The organism is Flavobacterium branchiicola, from assembly GCF_018383905.1.
GTDB lineage: Bacteria > Bacteroidota > Bacteroidia > Flavobacteriales > Flavobacteriaceae > Flavobacterium > Flavobacterium branchiicola.
Genome location: NZ_JAGYWA010000009.1, coordinates 104,815 through 129,877 on the forward strand (window position 1 = coordinate 104,815; position 25,063 = coordinate 129,877).

Here is a 25,063-nt window from a genome sequence, read left to right on the forward strand (position 1 = left end):
AAAATGAAACTTACACTTCCTCAACAAGATATATATTTCGAGCAACTGATGTTCCCGGAAGACCCTATTTATAATATTGGAGCCAAAATAGTTATTAACGGAACCATAGTTTATAATACACTTAATGATGCTTATTTGGCACTCATAAATCAGCACGATACTTATAGAAGCAGTATCTCTTTGTCTGATGATGAAGTAACAATGAAAACCAGTGAGAAATATATTTCTCCATTAGAATTTGTTGATTTTTCATCATTGCAAAACGCAGATATTGAGGCAAATGATTTTATGCAGAAAAGATTTGAAACGCCTTTTGAATTTACCTCGGATAATGTATTGCATAAATTTATTTTAATAAAAGTAAGGGAAAATCTGCATTATCTTTTCTCAGTGTATCATCATATTATTACCGATGGCTGGGGAACATCTCTAATGTTTCAGAGATTGGTGAAGAACTACAATGAACTTTCTGAATTTGGAGAAATAAGCACAGATTACCCTTTTACGTACAAAGACTTTGTTCAGGATGATGAGCAATATTCACTATCGGAAAGTTATCAGAATGATAAAAGATTTTGGACAACAAAATTTCAGCAGCTTCCTGAAAGGTTATTTGAAAAAATCAATCAAAATGATAAAACCAATCAAAGTAAACGAAAAGAAATAATAATCAAAAGATCGGTTTATAATGTAGTCGAAGAAATAGCGACAGATTTAGGGGCCACAACTTTTCATGTAATTCTGGGCATCTTATATCTTTATTTTGGAAGAAAACATCATAATAAAGATTTTGCCATAGGATTACCAGTATTGAACAGAGGTAAATCAATATATAAAAAAACAGTTGGTTTGTTTATGGGGATTTCTCCTTTGCGAATTCAGTTTAATCAGGATGACAGCTTTGAAGATCTGGTAAAAACAATTAAACAACAATTACGACAAGATTATCGTCATCAACGATTTCCTTTAGGAAAACTGATAAAAGAACTGGATTTGTTTCATGAAAAAGACAGACTTTTTAATATCACCTTATCGTATGAAAAACAAAATTATGCAGATCATTTTCATGATACCCAAACAACTGTAATTCCGCTGTCACATCACTCAGAACGTGTGGCGCTGGCTATTTATATTCGGGAATTTGATGCTCTTGAAGATGTAAAAATTGACTTTGATTATAATGTTAATTATTTTGATGAAACGGCAATTAATAAAGTAACAGCACATTTTGAAAAACTGCTTTCTGAGATAATTGCAAACCCAAAAGAATTAATTTCAAATTATGAATATATAACAACTGCAGAAAGGCAGATGTTGCTTTACGATTTTAATAAAACACAATTTAACTATCCTCAAAATGCTACAGTTGTGGACCTTTTTAAAGAGCAAGTCCTTCACAAACCAAATAGCATCGCCATCGTAGACGAAGAGATATTTTATACATATCATGATCTTGATGTTTTATCAAATAAAATTGCTTTTTATCTGCAAAAAAGAACAGAACAATCAGATAAAGTGCCAATTGCAGTTTTAATGAATCGTTCGGCAAATCTGGTAGCGGTTTTACTCGGAATATTAAAATCCGGAAATGCCTATATCCCTTTAGATCCTGCTTTTCCAAAAGATCGTCTGGAATATATTATTGAGCATAGTGAAGTTAAACAAGTCATTTCAACCCATGATCTAAAAAAGGATCTAAACTTAGAGAATGAAATTATAGATATAGATTTAATCATTAATGAAGAATCAATTTTAGACTCGGTTGAAGTGGATGAAGCATTTGCGGCTTCGGTTGCTTATATTATCTATACTTCGGGGTCTACAGGAAACCCCAAAGGAGTTGCTATAAGTCACAAAGCATTATTAAATTTTTTAATCAGCATCAAACATGAACCAAAAATAAAACACAAGGATTATTTGTTTTCTGTAACGACACAATCCTTTGATATTTCGATATTGGAATTTTTCGCACCATTAATATCTGGTGCTAAATTATATGTGGCAAGTCAGGAACTTTTATCAGATCCTTTAGAAGTTGTTTTAAAAATAAAAGAAATAAAACCAACTATTATTCAGGCGACACCAAGCTTTTTTCAAATGCTTTATAATGCAGGCTGGAAAGGAAATAAAAATATTAAAATTTTATGTGGCGGAGATTTGCTTAGCGAAACACTTGCCGAAAAATTATTAGAGACCAACGGAGAATTATGGAATATGTATGGACCAACAGAAACCACGATATGGTCAAGTTGTAAAAAAATACTTCAGGCGAATGAAGCCTCAAATATTGGTAAACCAATACATAATACGCAGATATATATTCTGGACGAATGTATGCAGCTTTTACCAGTAGATAGTGTTGGTGCTATTTATATTGGAGGTGATGGCCTTGCTGCGGGGTACTTTAAAAACGAAGAATTGACCAATGAAAAATTCATTAAGAGCACTATTGATCTTACAAGAAGAATATACAATACCGGCGATTTAGGAAAATGGAACGAGAAGGGCGAAATAGAATTTCTTGGACGCAATGACAATCAGGTCAAAATACGAGGATATCGTATAGAACTAGGGGAAATAGAAACTATTTTGAATACTATACAATCTGTAAAAGCAGCTGTTGTCGTGGCACAAAAAAGTGAAGAACAACAAGCCATTTTAATAGCGTATTTAATTACAGAAAAAGAAACTTTTAATAGTAATTTGATAATTGAATCTTTAAGAGAAGTTTTACCGGAATATATGATTCCCCATGCGATTATTCCTTTGGATGAATTTCCGTTAACACCTAATAAAAAAGTAGACAGAAAAGCCCTTTCATCTATAAAATTAGCCTCTGAAAAATTGGGTGTCAACCATAAAGACCCAACGACAGAAATAGAGATTGCACTTTGTAAATACTATAAAGAACTATTACCAAGAGGTATAGAATTTGGTGTTACAGATAATTTTTTTGTGCTTGGCGGACATTCATTAATTGCAGTGAAATTAATCAATAGGATCAATAAAAAACTGCATTACAGGATAACCTTAAAAGATATTTTTGATTATCCTACTATCGAAACATTGTCAAAATATTTAGAAAAAAAAGAGAAAAAAGAGAATACAAAAATCATAGCCGTAGAAGATCTTCAATATTATAATGTAACTCAGTCACAATACGGTATATGGCTGGCATCGCAGCAAGAAGAAAAATCAATAGCCTACAATATGCCGGCATTATTCAGGATAAACGGTGAGTTAAATAAGCAAGTTCTGGAGCAGGTATTTTTAAAATTGCAAAAGAAGTACGAAATATTGAGAACTAATTTTATTGAGATTGGAGGAATTCCATATCAACAAATTTTTTCGCAGGAAGAAAGGCCTGTATTAATTGAAGAATTCAATTTTGAAGGGGAAAATGTTACAAATGTTATAAATCATTATATAAATAAATCATTTGAATTGAATAAGGAACCGCTGTTAAAAGTGGGTTTATTTCATCAAAATGAGGGGAACAATTATCTCGTATTCTGTACCCATCATATTATAATGGATGGTTGGTCTCTTGAAATTTTAATAAACGAATTTGTATCCAAATACAAACAAATAGCAAATAAGGAAGATTCAAATGATGTAAGACTGGAATTTCAGTTTAGAGATTATGCGGTTTGGTATGAAAAAGAACAAAAAATTAATCATGAAAAAAACCTGAAGTTTTGGGAAACTTACCTTCACGAATATACATGGGAAAATAGTATTCCTGTAGATAAGGATTTATATGAGGAAGAGCATGCATGTAAACTTCAATTTATCTATAAAACGCTAACATTTGATGCGATAAATAAATTTATCCAAAAGAAAAATATATCGCTACATACTTTATTGACAGGTGCCTATAGTATGCTCCTGTATATCATGTATGGAAAAGAAGATTTTTGTTTGGGAACGGTTAATTCAGGACGAACCCATGCTGAATTGCAAAATCAATTGGGCATGTTTGTAAAAACCCTGCCGCTACGCAACAAGATTAATTCAGAACATACTTTTGAGGAAGTACTTTTAAAAACCCAGCAAAACTCCTTGCTTATCGATGAGCATCAGGATGTACCTCAAATTATACAAAATACATTTCGATTAGATACATTATTGGTACTTCAAAATCAATCCTTTACTTATGAAAATATAGCAGTAAACGAAAGCCTGGAATTGCAATTAAAAGATATAAGTACAAATTATAATAGATTACCACTGCTTATCACATTTGGTATTGATAATGGGAATTTATCAGGAACTATAGATTATAATACTTCAAATTATCAAAAAGAAACTATTGAACTCATTCAATTAAAATATGAAAAATTACTGCTTGCGATTATCGAAACCCCCAATAAGTCTTTAAATACAGCAGATTTAGAGTTAGATTTTGAAAAGGAAAAGATAATTGATATAGACTTCAATTTTTAAAAGTTATAATTAAAACATATAAATAAAACCATGAAATTAAAAACCACATTTATAGCTATTGCTTTTTTATTAGTTACTTTTTTAGGAAAAATAAATGCACAGAACGTTACTTTTGAAAAGAGTGCTGCTTTTCTTTCTCAATTTCAAAAATCAGATTCAAATCAAATGGTTTGGGGGTATTTGAATGTTCCCGAAACATGGGGTAGTAAAGACGGTAAAACTATAAAAATTGCAGTTACAGTTTTAAAAAACACATCTAATATTAAAAACCCTGATGCCGTAGTTTTTTTGCAGGGAGGGCCAGGAGCCAGCGGTATAGATAATATATGGTCATGGCTTGATCATCCTCTTAGAAAAAACAACGATATTGTATTGTTTGATGTTCGTGGCACAGGTTATTCGCAACCAAGACTTTCTACAGACTTAGGGAAAAAGTTTCTTGAAATCCTGGCCAAAAACCAAACCGAACAAGAAGACGAAAAGCAAAAAACAGATGTTGCCATTGCCTGTAAACAGGATCTTATTAACAGAAAAATTAATATTGATTCTTATAACAGTCTGGCTGTAGCAGAAGATCTTCACGCTTTAAAATCGGCTTTAAATTATAAAAACTGGAACGTTTACGGCGTATCGTACGGGACTTATATAGCGCAGGTTTATGCTAATACTTATCCGGAGGATGTAAAGTCATTATTATTGGATTCAGCAATTTATGACATCTCAACGTATTATGTAGAGAATACTTCAAACTACATGAATAGTCTTAAAAAAGTATTTGAAATCTGTAAAAAAGAAAAAGAAGAACAATATCCTAATCTGGAGCAAGTGTATTATGAGGTAATTGCCGACTTAGAACAACATCCGCTTACGGTAAATGTAGATAAATCGATTGTCTCGACAGGTAAATTTACATACAATGCCGAAGATTTTAAAATTGCAATTCAACAAGCACTATACAATAAACAATTGGTCGAGATTATACCGTTACTGGTTTATCAGTTTCATAAACGAAATGGAGAATCTTTAGGAAATTTAGTAAGCGCGTTTTCCAGTTTATTAGGAATGGATTATGGAGTATACTACTGCATAACTTGTAATGAAACGATACCTAACAATGATTATGCAAAATATGAGCAAAATGCATCAAATTTTAAAGGTTTAAATGGAGGGGTTTCTTTTTATAAATCTGATTTTAAAGTTTGTAATGCATGGAATAGTAATCGTACAGAGAACATAAAAAAATCGTATGATCTTTCTAATCTTTCTAAAGCTGCTTATCCTATATTGGTTTTTTCTGGGGAGTTTGACCCGATTACGCCCTTGAGCAACGGAAAAAAAGTTGCGGCAAGATTTAAAAATGCCACTTATATTGAAGCAAAAACCTACGGACATGTGCCTGCTTTTACAAGAATAGGCCGTGAAGTTGCAGAAAACTTCATTGATAATTCAAACCAAAAACCAGATCAAAAAGCTTTTGATAAAGCCACGAAATTATCTCTTGTTTCGGGGGTTATTATTAATCAGGGAGTTTCCAAAACAGGTAAAAGTATAAGCGATTTAGATCCTGTTTTCCTAATTCCTTTGCTAATTGCTTTAGTATTGATGCTGGTGTTTGTTTTTATGTATGTTATAAAATTAATTCAGAATAAATACACCACAACTCAGGATAAAATTATAAGAATCTTTATTACCATTACTTCGGTTTTGGGGTTAGTACTATTGGGATGTTTGGTTTTGGCAATAATCGAAGTTTCAAAACAAAACTTCTTTGTTTTGGCATTTGGATTACCGGATAGTTTCAATTATATATTTTCATTGGTTTTGGTCTTTATAGGATTCCTGATTTTATCAGTAGTATATTATATCTCGACCCTTCAAAAAACAAATGACAGAAGTGTCACTTTTACGGTAATTTTCTCCAATATCCTGCTGGCAACTTACCTGTTTTACTGGGGAATAATTTAAATTTTATTCCTTATTCATCCCTAAAAAAAATAACTAATTATCATAAATATGAGAACAGAAGAAATCACAAAAACGTACTCGATCATTTCAGAAAAATATTCAGAATTCAAAAATAATGCAAACGTTCCGGCAAGAATTAATACTAATGATGATACAGTTCCTGATTTATTTAAACAATATATCTATGCTGTTACAGGCTGGCCTGTATTGATAAATAGTCAGGTTTCTACCGAGCTTGCCAATCTATCCGTTACAATTCCTAAGCTGTTACAGCAAATACCTTCATTATATTTTAATGATGATAAAAAAAGAATTACCGATTTTTATTATGAAGGAGATGAAATGTCTGCAGAATTTGCAATTATGTGCCATAAGAAAAATTTAGAAACCGGTTGTCGCTTAGATCTGACCTATACTGAAGACGGATTTAAAATTTTAGAGGCTAATATAGGATCTTCAATAGGAGGATGGCAAATTCATAGTTTTGAAAATCTAATAAGGAGACTTCATCCCGAATTAACAGAAAATAAGAATCAATACCAGTCAAAGAACACTTTACAGATTTACATCAATTTTCTTGTAGATCAGGTACTTAAAAAAGTAACCACAGTAAAAGATACTATTAATATATTTATAGATAATGGCTTTGAGGAGACCGAATTAGAACAGAAATCGGCAGATAAATCAAGTCTGTTGTTTTTTAATGATTTTTTGCAGCGGGAACTTGCTAAAAGAGGACTTACCGGTGAAGCTTTTTCGGGTAATTTAAATGAATTACAATTAGTTAATAATGATTTATGTTACAAGAATAATCTGATTCACGGTATTGCTGTTTTATCAATGGAAGTTCAGGTAAATATAGCAGTCTTTCGCGCATTCGTAACAGATCGCGTATATTTTCCCGATCACATTGGACTTAAGATGATGGGAGATAAAAGAAATCTGGCTATTTTATTGGAATTAGCGATCAATGAAAAATTTTCACCTGAAGAAAATGAACTCGTTCTTAAAAACGTTCCATGGACAGCTTTTATTGAAAATAAAAAGATACTGTTTAAAAACAAAGAATATAATTTGTTGGAGCTATTGAAAAATAATAAAGAACAGTTTGTTATAAAAGTAGCGAGAGGATATCAGGGAAAAGATGTTTTTGTTGGAAAATTCATCACTGATAATGAATGGCAGGAGGCTATTGATTTAGCTTTATCGACCAACGCATTTATTGCTCAGGAATTTAGTGAGTCTATTGATTTTATGGCGCCAAATGGGCAAAATAATTGGACACCTCATAAACTTATCTGGGGGTCTTTTGGCTTTGGGGATGCATATGGAGGAGTGTGGGTAAGAATGTCTGAAGTAAAAACAGATGTTGGAGTTATTAATTCTGCCACAGGAGCAGTTGAAGCTATTGTATTTGAAGTTGTTGATTAATAAAATGATAAAGTTATGACTCAAATCCTGTACGCTTACATCTCTGAGAAAAACCATAATTATCTTATAAAAGAACATTTAAGGACTTTTCCGGTAGATTTTCAAAAAAAAATACTATCGTTTAGAAATTGGCAAGATGCCCAATTGTCACTTTTGGGACGATTAATTTTGCGCTATGGTCTCCAGATAAATGATGCCTTTGAGGAGAAAGATAATATAGGATATACATCTTATAATAAACCATTTTTGATAGATTCAGATATTAAATTCAATATATCACATGCTGGTGAGCTTGTGGTTTGTATATTATCAGATCTAAATGAAGTTGGTATAGATGTGGAGATAATGAGTGACATAAATATTGAAGATTTTGAATCGCAAATGACAATTACCGAACGAAATTATATTAGACGGGCAAAAAATTCTAAGGCAGCCTTTTTTGATTTTTGGACTAAGAAAGAGGCTGTCATTAAAGCAAGTGGTAAAGGGCTTTCGATTCAATTGCAAGACTTTCAGGTTATTGGTAATTCTACTAGTATAAATGCTGAAAATTTCTTTTTAAAAGAAGTTTATTTAAATGAGAAATATAAATGTCATATAGCATTTAAAAACAGGATAGATCCCGATATTATTGGGCCATGTATGATTAGTGATTTTAATTTTAGCAGCTGTAATACCTAAGTTTTTAATATAAATTAAAAGCCCTCACAAATTGGAAGTATAAGTATATAAAATTTATGTTGCTCCAGATGTTTATAATTTAGGTAATTTCTAAAGTTTAAAGCTATAAAAATACCTTAACTAGCTACTATTATATATTTTTGTAATGCTTAAAGTCACAAATATTATAATATGGATAATACATTTTCTACCAGCAATCAAATTGGCATAGTATCCACTTTCTCTGAACTTGTGCATACCGATTTCAAAGGAGAAATAAATGCATTATGCTGGTACAGAAATTTAGATGGCGATTTTAATGAGATTGTAAACCGACTATGTTTAGAAGAAAATATAACCGAAGTTTATCCTGAAGATTTAAGAGCACTCCAACTATCAGAAAAAGGGAATATAGCCCGGGAAATAATCCTAAATGATTTACAATTATTAACTGACTTTGGTGCTTCGCCTTCTCTTAATTTGCTAAAGTGTTATGAACGTGATGATGAATTTGATTTCATTTCTACCGATGTATATTCATTTCATGTTGATCGTTCGCCCATTGCAACTGATACTTTTTTATGCACTTATCACGGAGCAGCAAGTGATATTATTTCTAATACGCAGGCAGAGCAAAAAGTTCTAATTCCGGAAATTAGAGCAAAGCTAAAAGAACTGCATAATGGAACAGAAGAAGAGTTTGAAAACTTTTTAAAGGAGAATTACTTCGATTTGCATTATCAGGCACATGCAAATGTAGAACCTGTTAATTTAGGGCAAATGCATCTTTGGCGTCTTGCAGTAGATCATCCAAAACAACAAGTTCAGCCTTGTATTCACAGAGCTCCAAAAGAAAATGAAGGTGAATATCGATTGTTATTGATTTGTTAGAGGCGATTTTGTCAATATCTTTTAGGTAAGTTTATCTAAAACAAATTTAGTAGTATCTATAAAAAGAACTTTCCTTGTTATCATGATAATAGGACAAATTATCTACTATATAAAGTTATAAATCATGTGAAGTATTTATTTCGATACAATTATAGAGATGTAACCTTTTTGTAAGTGAAATGAAAATTGATATTATAACAGCTTTTGGCAAATTCGAATAATGGACTTACCTTAGTTGTAAACCTGCTGTGAAAATTTTACATTAAAATCACGGCACAAAATTAGTATCATGACAATTGAATTGTTAGACAAAGATAAAAACATTACGATGCTCAAAAGCATTGATGAAATGCCAAAAAATCTTAGCAACATTAGGAGTGTACAAATTATAAATTACAGCAAGGAAGATGTTTTAATTTTTGAAAAACTCTTTGAGATTGATACTGCAATTTTAAGCAATAGCGAAGACATAGAGATAAGTTCTCATTATCTGGAAAAAGAAAATCAGTTAGCCTTTAATTTTTCATTTCCCTACTTTTCAGATCATAATAAAATGGATGAAGTAATTATTTCTTTTATTCTAAAGGAGAAAATTATGTTTTCCTTCATGGATATTAATTTTGAAAAATTCATTCCGGAAATTAAAAAGCAGGAACATTTTGATAAAATAAAAGATCAGCCGTTTATTACCGATACTTTTCTTTTATTGATGATTGGAATTATTCCGGATTATTTCGCCGATTTAACAGAAGTTATTTCTAAAAATATTAAAACAATTTATGGCGGTTTGCTCAAAGAGAATAATTTTTCTGAACAACGTCTGAATGAAATAACAGCTTTAAAATTCAATAATCTTTTGGTAAAGGAATCTATGAACGAGTTTAGAAGAATTTTGCATTTGCTTAGAAAAAGTCCGAAGCCTAGTCCTGAAATTATCGATGCTATTTTGTTAGAATTAAGTGATTTAACAGTAGTTAATGAATATGTAGAGAATAATTTTGAACGCTTAGACGATCTGAAAGATTACATCTCGACAAGAATTGATTTAGAACAGAATAAAATTTTTAAAACACTTACAATCATAACCATGTGTATCTCGTTGCCTATGCTTGTTGCGGGTATTTATGGTATGAATTTTAAAAATATGCCTGAACTAGAATTAGAATATGGATATTTTTATGCAATTGTACTAATAATAGTTTGTTTTGTTGGCCCTCTGATTTGGTTTAAACGAAAAAGATGGCTCTAATAAAAAGGCTTCTGGTTTATACCGAAAGCTTTAAAGTGAACTAGAGTTATAGTTTTTTGTGTAAACCGCCGTAATTTTTGTGGCAGAAAAGGTATCCATTCAAAATATACTATATCACGATTCTACCATAAGCTATGAATACTAATTTTTTTTAGGGAAAAATATATAAAATTCTTTTTATTTACAATTCTAATTGTACTTCTTTTAAATTGTTTCTTAATTATTCCTCGAATGTAATTAGTGCACTTAAAAAATGAAAAGTTAATTTCTGGATATAATTATTAGCATCCTGTACTTTGAATTGTAACGTCTATAATTGTTTTGGTTTTGGTATTCTCTTTTTTTTAACCAAAAATCACTTCTTTCAGAGTCCAATTTTAGGTATGAATTCCAGAGCGATATAGTTGTGTTTTAAAATCCAAAATAAGTAATCCATTTGAAAATATAAAATTAGCAGCCTTAAGTTTTTGTAACAAAATTGGCGACAACTAAAATATGCTTCCCTCCAATCAAATACAACAACAAAACATACTAGTGATGAGACCTTATTAATTAAAAACCCCTGTAAAAAAAGTTTTTACAGGGGTTTAATTAAATTAGTAATCTGTATTGATTATTTAGAATTAATCATTATTAATTAAATTTCATATAGGTATCTTTAATAGAAAGAGTGCCATACGTAACAGGAGTGAAAATCAGATCCAGTTTATTAATATCCAACGACTGCGAAGCATATTCAGTACATACTTTATCTTTTGAAATGTATAATCTAGGAATATTATTCTCAAAAACAAGATGTGGTCGAAGGTATTTTTTGTCATAATTACAATCTTTATCAGCAGTCTGAAGAAACTTGTCAATTTGACTATCAACATATCCGTTTCGTCGAGCGCTAACAGTATAAACTACTCCATCATTCGCATAGAAAAAGTTAAATGTTTCAAATTCAACATCATCACGAATTGGACAAAACATAGAAGAATAAGACTGTTCTATACTTAGAAAATTGTAATTATAAGTCTTTACCTTTAATACAATATCATATTTTCCACATTCACCTAATGTTGTACCATAAGCTAAACTGCTTGGATCATTAATTAACCTATCTGTGAGGTTTACCATCTCTTCTGCCACATATACATTTGGCCAGTGCACTTCTATGTTATTCCCAAAACCATCATACTGATATGTAACATTGTTATTAAGAGGCTGTTGGTTTAAGGTTGTCATAAACTGCTCCTTTATAGTCTGAGAGCTGCAATTAATCGTAAATTGCAGCGCTATTAAAGCTATTAAATATTTCATTTTTTTGATTTTATAGTATTAAAAACAATCTTTAGCCAGCAAATTAAGGTCGCTTTTTAATTTCTGGTATTCTGTAGCCATTTTTGTATCGTAATCATTCTTTTTATATTGAGGCCCGTTATACTTTGCAGCAAAATTTGCCCATTGATTATTCTGAAGTTTACCAACGAGATCATTTGTGATTATAAAGTTAGCAAACGCATTTAAGTGTTTGTCTAAGTTTCTAGATGTCATGTCATTATAAAAAGCTGTTGCGTTTGTATAACCTGCTTGAGCGTAGTTTTTCCCCATAATTTGGAACGCACCAAACGATGCTGATTTTACAGCGGCTTCTGGATTTAATGCAAAAGCTCTTGCCAGCTTATCGAGCTGCTCATCATAAGTTCCATAACCTCCCTGATTTGGATTTGATATATCAGGATTAGATTGATCATATATTCCATTAGTCAGAGCACTAAAATAATGTCTTTCAAATAAGATTTTGGGATCACCATTGGAGCGAAAAGCATTTCCTTCACTTTCTACTTCAAAAACTGCAAGTATATGCTCAACTGTAAGATGTAGTAAACTTGCAGCGGCTAATAAAGCTGCTTTAGAAATTTTTCCATCACAAGGATTAGTCGAAGAACAATCAAGTGCTTTCGTTGGATCATCATCATTACAGTCTTCTCCATATGTAGTGGCTTTCCAAAAATTTCCTGGCCAAGAAACTGATTCCATAATTTCACCATAAAATCCATCATTATCATAGTCTAAATACCAAGGTATTGTAGTGCTGCATAGCACATTTGCCATTATGTTATTGTCATCACAATCTGCACCTTTAGTACTGTCAAACCAGCTAGATCCGGGACTTTCATCTGATTCAATTATTGCAGTACTTGTATCATGCCAACCGTCACCGTCTTTATCCAAAAACCATGGTCGTATTTTAGGTACACATAAACATTGCTCATAATCAACAACTTGTTTTGAAGTGGAGCAAGACACTAAGGTGCAGACATCGGGATCTGGCTCTGGATTAGGGCCTGGTGGTGAATCATCTAAAAAAATATCACAATAGAGAGGAAAATAAGTACAAATATCATATGGCTCAGGATCTGGCCAACCTGGATCTGAATCTGGACTTGGAATAAAGGCAGGAATATCAACATTGTTTAATTGAATACCTGTCTCTAAAATTGCTTTTAGATCTTCGTCACTAATTGTCATAGGCAAATCTAAGATATTAGTAGTAAGTTGCTTTTCAAGATTATCAAAAGCATCTATATTCCCATCACTATTATAATCTACAAAATCATTGCTATAATCATTATCATTATTTACGGCATCAACATAATCCGCAACATTATCATAAACTTCAACATGACCACCCTGATCTTCAAAAGACTGTAGTAAATCATTAATTTCATCACTAAATCCCATGTCTTCCCAATCCTGCCCATAACTGCTAGGTCCGATCAGTAAGCATAAGAACGTAAAAGCTAATATAAAAACTTTATTTTTCATATGATTTACCTTTTTATTAAAATTGTTGTTTTCACTTCACTTTCATAGGTCAGACGCAGCAGATAATATCCCGTTGGAGCATTTAAAACAAGGGTTTTAGTTTGTTGTCCTGCAGGTAAATTCTTCCATTGTTGTTTGTATATTTGGACACCATTTATATAATGGATACTCATCTCTACATCTGCTGAATGGGCAAGATTAAAACTTAAATTAAAATCATTTAGAACTGGATTGGGATAAGCAATTACAGAAGATATTAATTCTTTTTCTTGTATGTTCTTTTCTTGTTTTTTATCAAGAATAATGTACATTGGTCTTTCATTTTCCTTTTCTTTAATATTATAAAGCTGAAGGTTTCCAACTATAAATAGTGATTCATCAGCATCGATTAATTGAATTTTAGCCTCTTTAAATGAATAGGTCGCAATTGTATCTTTATAGAAATGTTCCGTTCTGTCAATTTTGGAATCTTCAAAAACTATTGCATTTTCCATTATTTGAGCTGTAAATGGTGCACTGTCGCCGTGTTCTTCATTCCACACGCCTGAAAGCTTACTATCGTCCTGCTTTAGGTCAATTTGAAGAGGAGTTTGGCTGATAATATTTTGCCCGCTCCAATCATACCTGATTAATTGGCCTGTGTAATTACCTGATATGTTTTTAGAAATAGGAGCCTGTTTTACTTTCAGAAAAGTCTCGGGAGCATTAATTTCGGTAATAGATGTAACTTCTGGAAGTGTTTTAGACAAAGTTAGACGCTGATTGGGAACTGCGTTTTCAGCTTCCGGATCATCCAGTTCAATCTGAGATTTTTTGTGCCTCCTTTCTGAAGCCTTCAAAAGCCAGTATTTCGCTTTTTCAGTATCTATAGTAACTCCATACCCGTTTCTATAGCACAAACCAAGCATATACATAGCAGATAAATTTCCTTTTTTTGCACCAATTTCAAACTGCTGTACAGCCAGAGAATAATTCTGTTGGCAGCCTAATCCTTTATAGTACATATAACCCAAAGAATAAGTAGAGCTTACATCTCCTTTTTCTGAACCTTCTTTAAAAATAGTCAATGCCAGACTATAATCTTGAGCTGTTCCTTCGCCTTTCATAGCCATGCCGCCCCATTTACTATAAGACCTCTTATATCCGGCTTTGGCTGCTATTTCAAAATGTTTAATTGCTTCAGCTGGATTTGATGTTTGAGAGATAACTCCCAGATTATATCGTGCTTTTGAGTAACCGGCATTTGCAGCTCTTTCAAGCCATTCTTTTCCAAGCTCTTCATTTTTTGTACCACCGATACCTTTGTTATAAATTAATCCCAAAGAGTTCATAGATTCAACATTTCCTTTCTCGGCTAATTTTAGATAAATATCTATGGCAGCTTTGGGATTGTAAACATTAGTTCCCTGTAGCAGATACAGGCTGGCTGTCCGTAACTCTTTTTTAATTTCGGGTGTATTTTGGCCATAAGAGACCATTCCACCAAGTATAAGCAGTAGTAAAACTGCTTTTTTGGTAATTTTTTTCATAAATTTTATTTTAGTTAAAAAATTATTTAATTCACGTTGAGATTTTTTTAAATGAAATGTTTAAGCTGTATCCAAGTTGGTCAGATTAAACTTTAGAATTTAAGTTTGTAGAGAATTCTACCACGCAAGAGCATTTGCAGCTTTCGATTTTTTAGACTTATTATTTTTAATAAAATCCAATTGTTTTAATAAATCGGGCTTATTCTGCTCTATGTCACGCTTAGAAAAAATATTTTCTTGAGTTTTGTATATTTTTGCGCGCTCATACGTAACAAGATATCTAAGATGATAAACAGAAAATTCTTCTATGATTTTTGATTTATCTAAATCGGCAGTTAAGTTTTCTTCTTCAAGTGCTTCCCAGCTTTCATATGCTTTTTTGATGCCTTCTTTTGTATTTTTATTTATAAGCCATTTATTTACCTGCTCAGAATTAAGAATTTGAGCTATTTTATCATATTCAGGTGCAGCTTTTTTAATAGGCTTTGTATTTGCCTTGTTAGCTTTATTTTCTATTTTAACTTTCTCAAATGTCACATAATTTAATACCAGAGAGTCTATCTGAGCTGCGCTTAATCTTAATTGCGATTCATATTGCAGTACAGAAGAATATTTATTTTCGGCATAGTTTCCATCAGAAAGTATATTGGCACGTATTAAAAGGGAAGGCTCCATTAAAGCGACTTTTTTAGCCAGTAAGTCTTTCTCTTTTTTGGTGTATAAATCTGCTTTTTTATCCAGAATACTGTTTTTATTCAACTCATAATTTGCAATCGCTCGAAGCTCTTCTTTTTCTTTTCCCGAGGTATTAATTTTCAGTTTAACTATTCTGTCCCAGTCAGCGGCAGCATCTTCCATTGCCTGCTCCTTATAGATTTGTCTCATAAGTGCCAGATATTGTTCTTTGACTAAAATAGAATTCAATTTTTGATTATAGAATTGAATTGTTTCTTTTGGAGATTTCTTTGGCTGATAGTATATAGAATCAGTGACCTTTTGGATTTTAGAGATTTGATCCTTTTCAAGCTTTAATTCTTTTGAAAACGCTAAAGCAGTTAAAAACCTATTGTCTTTATCCTTTTGATATTCAAAACGATTTAACTCTTCTGTAGAAAGAATACTGCTCAAAAAAGATTTGGTAACCGCATAATACGGTTTGAATTGCTCAACAGGTTCTCCGTTTACCAGCCTGTTATTTGCTATACTGTCAATTTTTTTGAAATTTTCAGCTATTTTCAGCTGTTTTTCGTCACTTATATTCACTATAGACACCACGTCATATACCTGATACACAATATGTGCCGGGAAATTCCGTGTTACCTTTTCACTAATTTGAGCTCTGCTGCTCATTGATAAAAACACAGACAGTAAAGTGAGTGTCCTAATTAAGTTTTTTTTCATTGTTTTTAAGGGTTTAATGGTTAATATATAATTGTAATCGATTACATTTTTTGTCAAAAAAAAGTTTTGTATTTTTAGTTTAAAACCATGTTCTGCTTCCGTCATTATTAAAGACAAAAGGCCTTTCTAATTTCTTTGAGTCACTTCCTAAAAATAATAGTAATGCGTTTCTGGGCACATTTGCAAAAACCATATTAACTACCTGATTATTGACTTTTTGAGTTCCTATTAACTGCCATCCGTTACTCCAATAAAAAAGTTTATACGTAATACCCATTTTGAATTTTAAGTACTTTTCAGATTCAGTAATTGTCACTTCTCTTTTTTGGTTCAGATCTGGAATTAATTCAATAGAAGCATTATCTTGTACAATTACAGGTACTCCGGCAGGAACCATCTTTCCTCCAGAATAATACTGAGGAAGTATAACTGTATTTTTGCAAATGGAAGTAAAAGTGGTTTGGTTATTATTTGTTTTTCCCCACCAAAATGGTCTCCAAGCCAATCCGTTAAATGTTGTGGCATAGACAATTGGTCGATTCTTTTTATCGTCGAATAAACGGCATTTTACGTCAATGGTTTCCCAGAATTCATTTGTAACGTCCAGATAGTTCATTTGTTTTAATATACCTGGGGGTATATTATCTGCCAATTCAAAACTTGCCAGTGTTTGCGGTTGCTTAGAATACGTAATGCGAAGTACTTTTGAAGGCTCACGAACTAGTTTTTCATCAAATATTCTGGAACCATAATCGTAGTTAATAGGTTTTATTTTTTCATCAAAAAAAGTATTTGTAAAGTGACCACCAATAGAAGTAGCCCAAAAAGGAATGACATTTATAGTCGCTGCAATTCCTTCAGATCTCATTGTAAAAACGCCCAAATCTGCAATGTCAGGACAAGGACCTTCTTTTCTGAATAATATTTGTAATGCACTCAGTTTAGGTAAAGGCTCCTTACGCTGCTCTCCCCATTTATTAATGAACCAAGAATCATAATCATCTCTAACGGATCTCAATACTGTTTTAAAACCTTTAGAAGGAATTTGTTCGTTAATCCATTTATATTTACTTTCATAAACTGGTCTCCAATTTTGCAGAGGTTCTTCACAAATTCTGTAAGGAAGAATATATTCGCAAAAATTTTCAAAAGATTTATTTTCTATCGTAGAAGAATTCCAGGCTTTAAAAGCACTTTCTAAATTTTGAATAAGAAAATCTCCTGTTATGGTTTCAATATCCTTTGTAACATATGCCTTTGCATATAAACCCGGATTTGCCGTTTTAATTTCGTCAAGAGCTTTTGTAGCCTTTTCAAAATCTGAATAACTAAGTTCATTATAAGCGACTTTTTCCTTGGAAGAATTTTCCCAATAATAATCAGAAGAAGTATGAATATCCATATTTGCAATTAAAAACTGCATTGCTTTTATTTTCAGTGTATCTTTTGAACTATCTGCATATTGAAGTGCTTTTTCAAGTTCAACTCGATTTTTTCCAGCCTTTTTTAAAACAGTCTCAACGCTGGATGGATATTGAGCGTAACTTAAAAATGAAAATAATAATAAAAATACGCAGTTATATTTTTTTATTTGTTCACAAAAATAGTGTGCCATAAATAGTAGTTATTGTTGATTATTAATTTAAAAAAAAAGATAACAATTGATCACTTTTTTGGTTTTTTAAAGTTCCGTCATCCACTTTTAATTCTTTTAATAAATGAGCTGCCATACTTTTGTACTGCTTAACTTTTTGAGATGGAATTCGAGGTTCCAACATTAAAATTTGTTTAGCGGTAATTCCAGCATTAATTGTATCTTTATTATTCAAATAGGCGTTCATTAATTTAAATCGGTAGGAAAACTTAGAAGGAAGAAACATTACAAGCTGTTTATACTCATTTATTGCATATGGGTACATTTTCATTTTTTCGTAACATGCTGCAGAGCCTAAGTACAAATCAGGAAGTGAACTGCCTTTTTTTGATTTATTAAAACAATCTAAAGCTTCATTATATTTGCCTTCTTTAAGATTTATTATTCCGTAATTTTTCCAATAATTACTATCTTCATTTAATTGCTTATTCAACCCGAACATAATGTGTGCTGCTTCCTTAAGTTTATATTCTTTCTGTAGTAAGTCAGCAATTTTATTTTGTCTTTGAGCTTTTCCTGTTTCAAAAAGATGATATAACATATAACAGCTAAAAACTAAAAGGACACTTTTAATAAAAACTAAGTTTGTCCTATTGTCTAAAGAAATTGTAAGAAGCGAAGGAAAGCCAATTGGATTTAAAAAAGTATTTATCAAACCTGCATACATAATGAGCAATATCATAATTGGAGTAACTTGTATCGTAGAATTTACTAGGGAAATTCCAATAAAAGCAATAACTCCAGCGTATGCTGCATTAAAGTAACTGTCATCGATTATTTTTGGCTTAATTTCTTGAGGATTTATATTTCTTTTAACTTTTAAGGCTGATATTAGCAACCAAAAAAACAGGATCATAAAAAATAATCCAATAATACCACCCTCTACAAAATTGTATAGGAGTTCATTATGTGGCATAATTACAGGACCTGCATTTTTAATTTCGTCACTGTCAGCTTTACCTTCACTTATATATTTAGCTTGATATAAATTATAATTCTTCTCAAAATTCCCATAACCATATCCCATTACAGGTTTGTCTAATGCCATTAAAGATGAAACTTTCCAGATAAACTTTCTTCCATCTGAAGATTCTTTTTTAGCATTATATAAATGAGAACTTAAAGAAATTATAACTATTAAAGAGACTATTAAAAGCCCCTTCATAGACGTTCTGTTTTTCGCGTCTTTTAGCCACTTAATAAAATTGTATTCCAGACTGTAAAAGACTGTTATAGACAAAATGGTTCCTATAAATGCTGCTCTGCATTTTAATAAAACTAGAGATGATAAAATTATTGCAAAACAAAATAAGAGGAGTTTTTTGTATTTGGTCTTAAAAAGCACTAAAAATGCAGGAGTTGTTAATGCTAAGAATATTGCTATAACATTTGGATTATTATAACTGCCTGTAACACTAAAAAAAGGATTTCTACTTGCAATTATTCCTAAAAACTGAAGTATGCAAAAGCATGCCTGAAATGTAGAAATCAGAGCAATTCCATATAATAACAATTTATGATTGAATTCTTTTTTATCACTCAAACCCGAAATAATTATCAATAAAAAAGACAATGAAAAAAAATAGAGCATTTTATCATAAGTAGCATTACCTCTTAAAAACTGAAAAAAAAATGTATAAGCACCAAAAAACAAATATTAGAATGGTTTTTTTTAAGAAACTGATTCTAATATTATTAAGTGAGATATATAGTAGTAATAAAATAAATGTTGCAATAGAAAAAAAATAGTTGCTGAAATAATTTAAATCATAGAAAAAGTCTAGTGAGATAGAACTAACACATATTAATAAAAAAAATAGTATGTGAAAAATGTAAAATTTAGAATTTAATAATTTCAATTTGTATTTATTTATAGTTAATTTACTTACAAATCTATTACTAAAGTGCAAATTTTTTACATTTTATAAGATTTTTATTAAATTATTATAAAAATTATTTATTTTTAATATGATTGGTAATCAAAATCGACCAAAAGAGCACGCTAATAAATTAATTTTAATAAAATGTAAGTTTTTACGTAACCTGGTTTTGATTGAAATAGGTTGATTTTTAGGAAAATAGGTCTATTGAAAATCTATTTATGATAAAAAATTGAATTTTATAACTTTTTTTGAACCAAAAGGAATAATTCTTTGCGTTGGATAAAATACATCTATTCTTGAGGAGAAAATAATTCAATAAAAATGGGTTAAAAGTAATAATTTCAGCCTTCTTTTTTAGTTTGTGTTTCTCAATGTCTTTACTTGTTAGGTACAGAAATTAACAGTTGAGTATTGAATGGTATTTCGGATCATGATTTACGAAGAAACTAAGAATCTCAATAAATAGAAGATAACATCTTCTAAATTTGTTATATCATTATTATCATTTTCTAAAGAGCACATTAATCCGTTCTTTCAGAGAGATTTAGAATCTTCTGAACTCTTTTTTTGTAGACCTAATTTATGAAATTTAATTATATTTGTAAGATACTAAATGTTTGTTAGGCGCCGCCAAAAGTTTAGTTAAACAGCTACTACCGCGGATTTTGACAATTGGTTTTGTATTTGGGATGATTTGCTTGGCCTGTTCGCTATCGCTTGGGCGATAAATCCTAATAATGGGTTTAGTTTCAAACCCTATAGTATTAGAATATTATGTAACTCTTTAAAAACGTACAGTATAAATGATTAGATTTTTCACTTTTGGACTCTTATTGATTTTAGTTTCTTGTGGACAAAAAACGGATAATAATAAAATTAACCAAGCCAAAGACAGTTTAACGTCTAAAATTGAAGTGAAAAATGAGTCAAAAAGCTCTGCAGAAGAGATAAGAAAACACGAAACATTTAATAAAAATATTGATTCAATTCCTGAAGATCTGAAATCTTTTATTCCTGCAAATTATTCTGCAATTAGGATATCATCGGGAGACGCAAATTTTGATGGATTAACAGATAAAATTTTAGTCCTAAGAAAAGATACAGAGGAAACAACTTCCAATTATAACGAAGACAAACCTGACAAACGACCTTTATTGTTATTATTAGGACAACCTGATAATTCATATACTCTTATATTTAGAAATGATAACGCCGTTTATTGTATCGACTGTGGCGGAGTTTTTGGAGATCCTTTTACTGGAGTAACAATTAAAAACGGTTACTTTTCAATTGAACACGGAATCGCAGGGGGACAACATTGGGAGCAAGTAACAACATTTAAATATGACAGATTGAAGAATAATTGGTTTCTTTATAAAGATCATTATATAAGTTATAAACTAAACGAAAGTGATGCCTCAGATGCAGAAGCTTTAGTCATTGATGTTGACAAAATGCAAACTTCAAAAGATTTTGGAATTATTTCCTTTGACAAGTTCAATATTTATAATGAAGATGGCAATTAGGGTAGCACATAATAGCGAAGGTTGGGCAATGCATCAAATAAGTTGATGAAATTCCACACATAATAAAATGTGAGAAAAAGTTTGGCAATCAAAGATATATCTATAAGCTGTGCAGGAAAACAAGAGTTAGAAAATATATTTATCAACCTTACATAAAGTTAGAGTCTCTTTATAACTATATAAAAAACAAATGAAATTTCATCTGGCTGGTTTGTGCTTTAGAAAGAGATTTTAAAATTAGATTTTCGAAAAAAAATAAATGAGCATTTTACCCCACTTAACTTTGTCTATAGTTTTTGTTTGCCTATCCCACATTACTTCTGAATGTTTATACAAAAAAGCCCAAACTAATAGTAAGTTTGAGCTTTCTAAATTATTTTAAAAAAAATGATTATTTTTTAATAATTTTTTGGATGTATTCTTGCCCGTCTATAAAATGAATTTTAACAAAATAAAGACCGGTTGACAAATTATTTACATTAATAGTATTACTAGTTATTTTTCCAGTTTGAACTGTTGTGCCACTATTAGACAGAATTTGATACTCCAAAGCCGTTACATCAGAACTAATTTGAAGCAGGTTACCAACCGGATTTGGATATAATGATATTGACACACTTTTGGTGGCTATCTCTTCTTTTTTGATTTCAATTTTTGAGGTACTTACTCCCCAAGTAAAGGAGTAACCATCTGTTTTATTTAATAAATCTGCCGTTTGATTAGCGGTTCCACCGGAACCATTATTAAAAATCAAATTAATAGATGCTGGACCTGTTATAGTATATTTATAAAAACCATTTGTATCTGCTGTCATCGATACACCAGGCCAAGTGGTATTAGCAGCGCTTCCTGTCGGAACCGCATTCCAATAATGTACTTTTGGTATTCCTGTCCATGTCGTTGGAGGTTTAAAATAAACAGTCAAAGTTGGAATACTAACAAACGAATAAACTTCTGTTTTTATATTTGATGATGTTCCTGCAGTATTCACAACTAATGCTCTTACCGTTGTGTCTGCTGTAATAGAAAGTGTCTTTGTTCCAACAGCCGATGCTGAAGCAACAGTTGGAACTGTTCCATCCAAAGTATAATAAATCGTAGATGTATTTACATTGGCAGTCAATACTATATTTACGGTCGTTCCTGTAGAAAATGTCCCTCCAGTTTGCTGTATTGTTAAATCAGGAGCAAGAGTTGGGCATCTGTTAGCTGGTTCAGCATTTAGCCAGCCTGAATCATAATATTTGATCCCGGCTGAAGCCGTTAAATCTGCTGTTTTTAAAGTTCCATCATTAAAAATTAAACTTGAAGCGCTAACCGTTGACGGAAAAGTAAATTTATACCAATCCCCACAATCTTGCGTCATAGCGGTTCCTGGCCAAGTGACTGCCGGTGCAGTTCCTGTAGTTGCCCAATAATACACTTTTATTGATGAAGCCCATGATGATGGCTTTTTGAAATAAACAGTAAAGGTACCTGGAGCGCTAAAAGTATAGGTTTCCGTTTTTAACGCCGAAGAAATTCCATCTGTATTTTTAACAAAAGCTTTTATTGTAGTATTAGCAGTAATAATAAGTGCTTTTGTGCCAACCGCAGATGCTGAAGCCGTTGTTGGTGTTGTGCCATCTAATGTATAATAGATCGTAGATGTATTTACATTAGCATTCAAGGTAACATTTACTGTCGTTCCGGTTGTAAATGTTCCTCCTGCCTGTAGTATTGTCAAATCAGGAGCTACAAAGGGACATCTGTTTGTAGGTTCTGCACTCAGCCAGCCTGAATCATAATATTTAATGCCAGCTGAAGCTGTTAAATCGGATGTTTTTAAAGTTCCATCAGTAAAAATGATATTAGAACTACTTACCGTTGACGGGAAAGTATAGGTATACCAATCTCCACAATCTTGTGTCATTGCGGCTCCTGGCCAAGTTACAGCCGGAGCTGTTCCTGTTGTTCCCCAATAGTAAACTTTTATTGCAGAACCCCATGCTGACGGTTTTTTGAAATATAATGTAAATGTTGGTGTGGCGGCAAAAGTATAGTTTTCAGTATACAAAATAGAACTGGCATTTGCGGTATTTTTTACAAACGCTTTCAATGTGGTATTAGCAGTAATAGAAAGCGTTTTTGTGCCAACCGCTGAAAGTGATGCCGTAGTAGGAGTAGTTCCATCTAAGGTATAGTAGATAGTTGACGAGGAATTATTAGCAGTCAGTACTGTATTAATCGTCGTTCCTGTAGAAAATGTACCTCCGGCTTGCGAAATAGTTAAGCTTGGAACATCGACAACAGTACCTTTATCCCAAATAGCAAAACCAGTTCCAGATAACTTTAAAGTCCAGCCCGTTCCAGACGGATTCCAATTATCAGAACCTAATTTCATGGCTACCTTGTCATCAATAATTGCAGCATATAAATTATTTGTAGCAGCAACGATATTCAATGACGAAGTACTACTCAAGCCGTTATCTTTTCTAATTTTAATCATTGCATCAATTTCATTTTTGATACCCCAATTAAAATAATGTGGCCACCAAACCATAGGTGTTCCTGGATGGGTTAATATATACGCATATCCTTTTAATACTTGATCACCTGGAAAAATCCATAAGTCTTGCCCATAGGGTTTTGGTCCTGTATCATGGTTATCTAACATTGTCACTGCATTTGATGGCCATATTCCGATCAATCCTGATGCTTTTCCAGAGCCATCTTTTAAATAACTCAAATTATTATCTCGAAAAGCATTTTGCAAAGAGCTCTTTGTAGAAAAATCAAAAGCAGTAGAAGATGCTGTTGCTGTTCCTGCTTTTGTATAGTCCATCCATTTTACTATTCTGTTTCTGTCTCCTTCCAGTAATTCTCCAACAGAAAAATAGGGATTTGTTGCATCATTATACTCTTTGATATATTTACCATCGTATCCATGCACAAAGTCATAGCGCCATCCATCAAAACCAATATCATTTTTTAGCCAATTCATCCAGGTTTTGATACCTTCTCTAACCAATGCGTTAGAATGATCCAAATCTCTCGCTGCAGAAAATCCTCCTGATTCTCCTGGCGATTTTAAACCTGCGGCAACTGGATCATAGTCAGCATTACCGGTGCCTTTTTGGCCGCTGGCACTTATGTTGGAAGTATTGCAAATAGACCAGGTTTCTGCTGGCGTATTCCAAGAAGGCGTCGAGAAATCATACCAGCCTAAAGTTCCCCCTCGATGATTTATTACAATATCAGCGATTACTTTAATATTTTTTGAATGCAGATCAGAAATTAAAGACACTAATTGTGCCTGAGTTCCGTGTGCATTGTTTAAATCATACCATACGGTAGGAATATAACCCATCCCTCCGGTAGATTTACTTGGTGGCGGAAGCCAAATAGCATCAAAACCGGCTGTCTGCAAAACGGAAGAATTACTTTTGACTACTTCATACCATTTCGTAGCTGATACATCTGTAGTCCAATGAAATCCTTGAATCATTACTTCTTTTCCTGTTGCTTTTGTTTGTGAAAAAACAAATGACTGCAGAAAAAAAAACAGGAATAATAAAAAATAGTTTTTTAATTTCATAAGGTTAGTTTTTAATTAGGTTTAAGTTAATGTTTTG

The 25,063-nt window shown here is 31.9% G+C and carries 14 protein-coding genes; 7 read left to right on the forward strand and 7 right to left on the reverse strand.

The features are described from left to right. Positions 1–3 precede the first annotated feature (3 nt). From KHA98_RS20425 to KHA98_RS20450, 6 genes are all read left to right on the forward strand, one after another. Positions 4–4,446, forward strand: coding sequence for a non-ribosomal peptide synthetase (locus KHA98_RS20425; protein ID WP_213259843.1), 4,443 nt, complete (start codon positions 4–6; stop codon positions 4,444–4,446). Positions 4,447–4,476: 30 nt separating this feature from the next. After that, entirely contained in the window at positions 4,477–6,411 is a 1,935-nt protein-coding gene (locus tag KHA98_RS20430; protein ID WP_213259844.1) for an alpha/beta fold hydrolase, read from the forward strand. 48 nt (positions 6,412–6,459) lie between these two features. Beyond that, a complete protein-coding gene (locus KHA98_RS20435) occupies positions 6,460–7,842 on the forward strand; it encodes a hypothetical protein (RefSeq protein WP_213259845.1) in 1,383 nt (460 codons plus the stop codon). A gap of 15 nt (positions 7,843–7,857) precedes the next feature. After that, positions 7,858–8,523, forward strand: a complete 666-nt coding sequence (locus KHA98_RS20440; RefSeq protein ID WP_213259846.1) for a 4'-phosphopantetheinyl transferase family protein — start codon at positions 7,858–7,860, stop codon at positions 8,521–8,523. Positions 8,524–8,694: 171 nt separating this feature from the next. Beyond that, positions 8,695–9,393 (forward strand): DUF1826 domain-containing protein, encoded by a 699-nt coding sequence (locus KHA98_RS20445; protein WP_213259847.1) that lies wholly within the window; start codon positions 8,695–8,697, stop codon positions 9,391–9,393. A gap of 289 nt (positions 9,394–9,682) precedes the next feature. Further along, positions 9,683–10,642: a CorA family divalent cation transporter gene (locus tag KHA98_RS20450; RefSeq protein WP_213259848.1), complete on the forward strand. Its 960-nt coding sequence runs from the start codon at positions 9,683–9,685 to the stop codon at positions 10,640–10,642. 633 nt (positions 10,643–11,275) lie between these two features. Here the strand turns inward: KHA98_RS20450 and KHA98_RS20455 are convergent. The 6 genes from KHA98_RS20455 to KHA98_RS20480 form a co-directional block, all read right to left on the reverse strand. Continuing rightward, complete coding sequence (locus KHA98_RS20455; RefSeq protein WP_213259849.1) at positions 11,276–11,947, reverse strand: hypothetical protein; 672 nt, start codon at positions 11,945–11,947, stop codon at positions 11,276–11,278. 18 nt (positions 11,948–11,965) lie between these two features. Beyond that, positions 11,966–13,456 (reverse strand): N-acetylmuramidase family protein, encoded by a 1,491-nt coding sequence (locus KHA98_RS20460; RefSeq protein ID WP_213259850.1) that lies wholly within the window; start codon positions 13,454–13,456, stop codon positions 11,966–11,968. Between the two features lie 5 nt (positions 13,457–13,461). Beyond that, the gene (locus KHA98_RS20465; protein WP_213259851.1) at positions 13,462–14,985 is read right to left on the reverse strand and encodes a T9SS type A sorting domain-containing protein; all 1,524 of its coding nucleotides are present in this window, start codon (positions 14,983–14,985) and stop codon (positions 13,462–13,464) included. Positions 14,986–15,102: 117 nt separating this feature from the next. Then, positions 15,103–16,386: a hypothetical protein gene (locus KHA98_RS20470; protein ID WP_213259852.1), complete on the reverse strand. Its 1,284-nt coding sequence runs from the start codon at positions 16,384–16,386 to the stop codon at positions 15,103–15,105. A gap of 79 nt (positions 16,387–16,465) precedes the next feature. Next, positions 16,466–18,001, reverse strand: coding sequence for a hypothetical protein (locus KHA98_RS20475; RefSeq protein ID WP_213259853.1), 1,536 nt, complete (start codon positions 17,999–18,001; stop codon positions 16,466–16,468). Positions 18,002–18,023: 22 nt separating this feature from the next. Beyond that, on the reverse strand, positions 18,024–19,583 hold the full coding sequence (locus KHA98_RS20480) for an O-antigen ligase family protein (RefSeq protein ID WP_213259854.1): 1,560 nt from the start codon (positions 19,581–19,583) through the stop codon (positions 18,024–18,026). Positions 19,584–20,726: 1,143 nt separating this feature from the next. On the opposite strand from KHA98_RS20480, the gene KHA98_RS20485 reads away from it, so the two are divergent. Continuing rightward, positions 20,727–21,449, forward strand: a complete 723-nt coding sequence (locus KHA98_RS20485) for a hypothetical protein (RefSeq protein WP_213259855.1) — start codon at positions 20,727–20,729, stop codon at positions 21,447–21,449. A 391-nt stretch (positions 21,450–21,840) separates the two neighbouring features. Here KHA98_RS20485 and KHA98_RS20490 read toward each other — a convergent pair whose 3' ends face one another. Then, complete coding sequence (locus tag KHA98_RS20490) at positions 21,841–25,026, reverse strand: starch-binding protein (RefSeq protein WP_213259856.1); 3,186 nt, start codon at positions 25,024–25,026, stop codon at positions 21,841–21,843. Between the last annotated feature and the right edge of the window lie 37 nt (positions 25,027–25,063).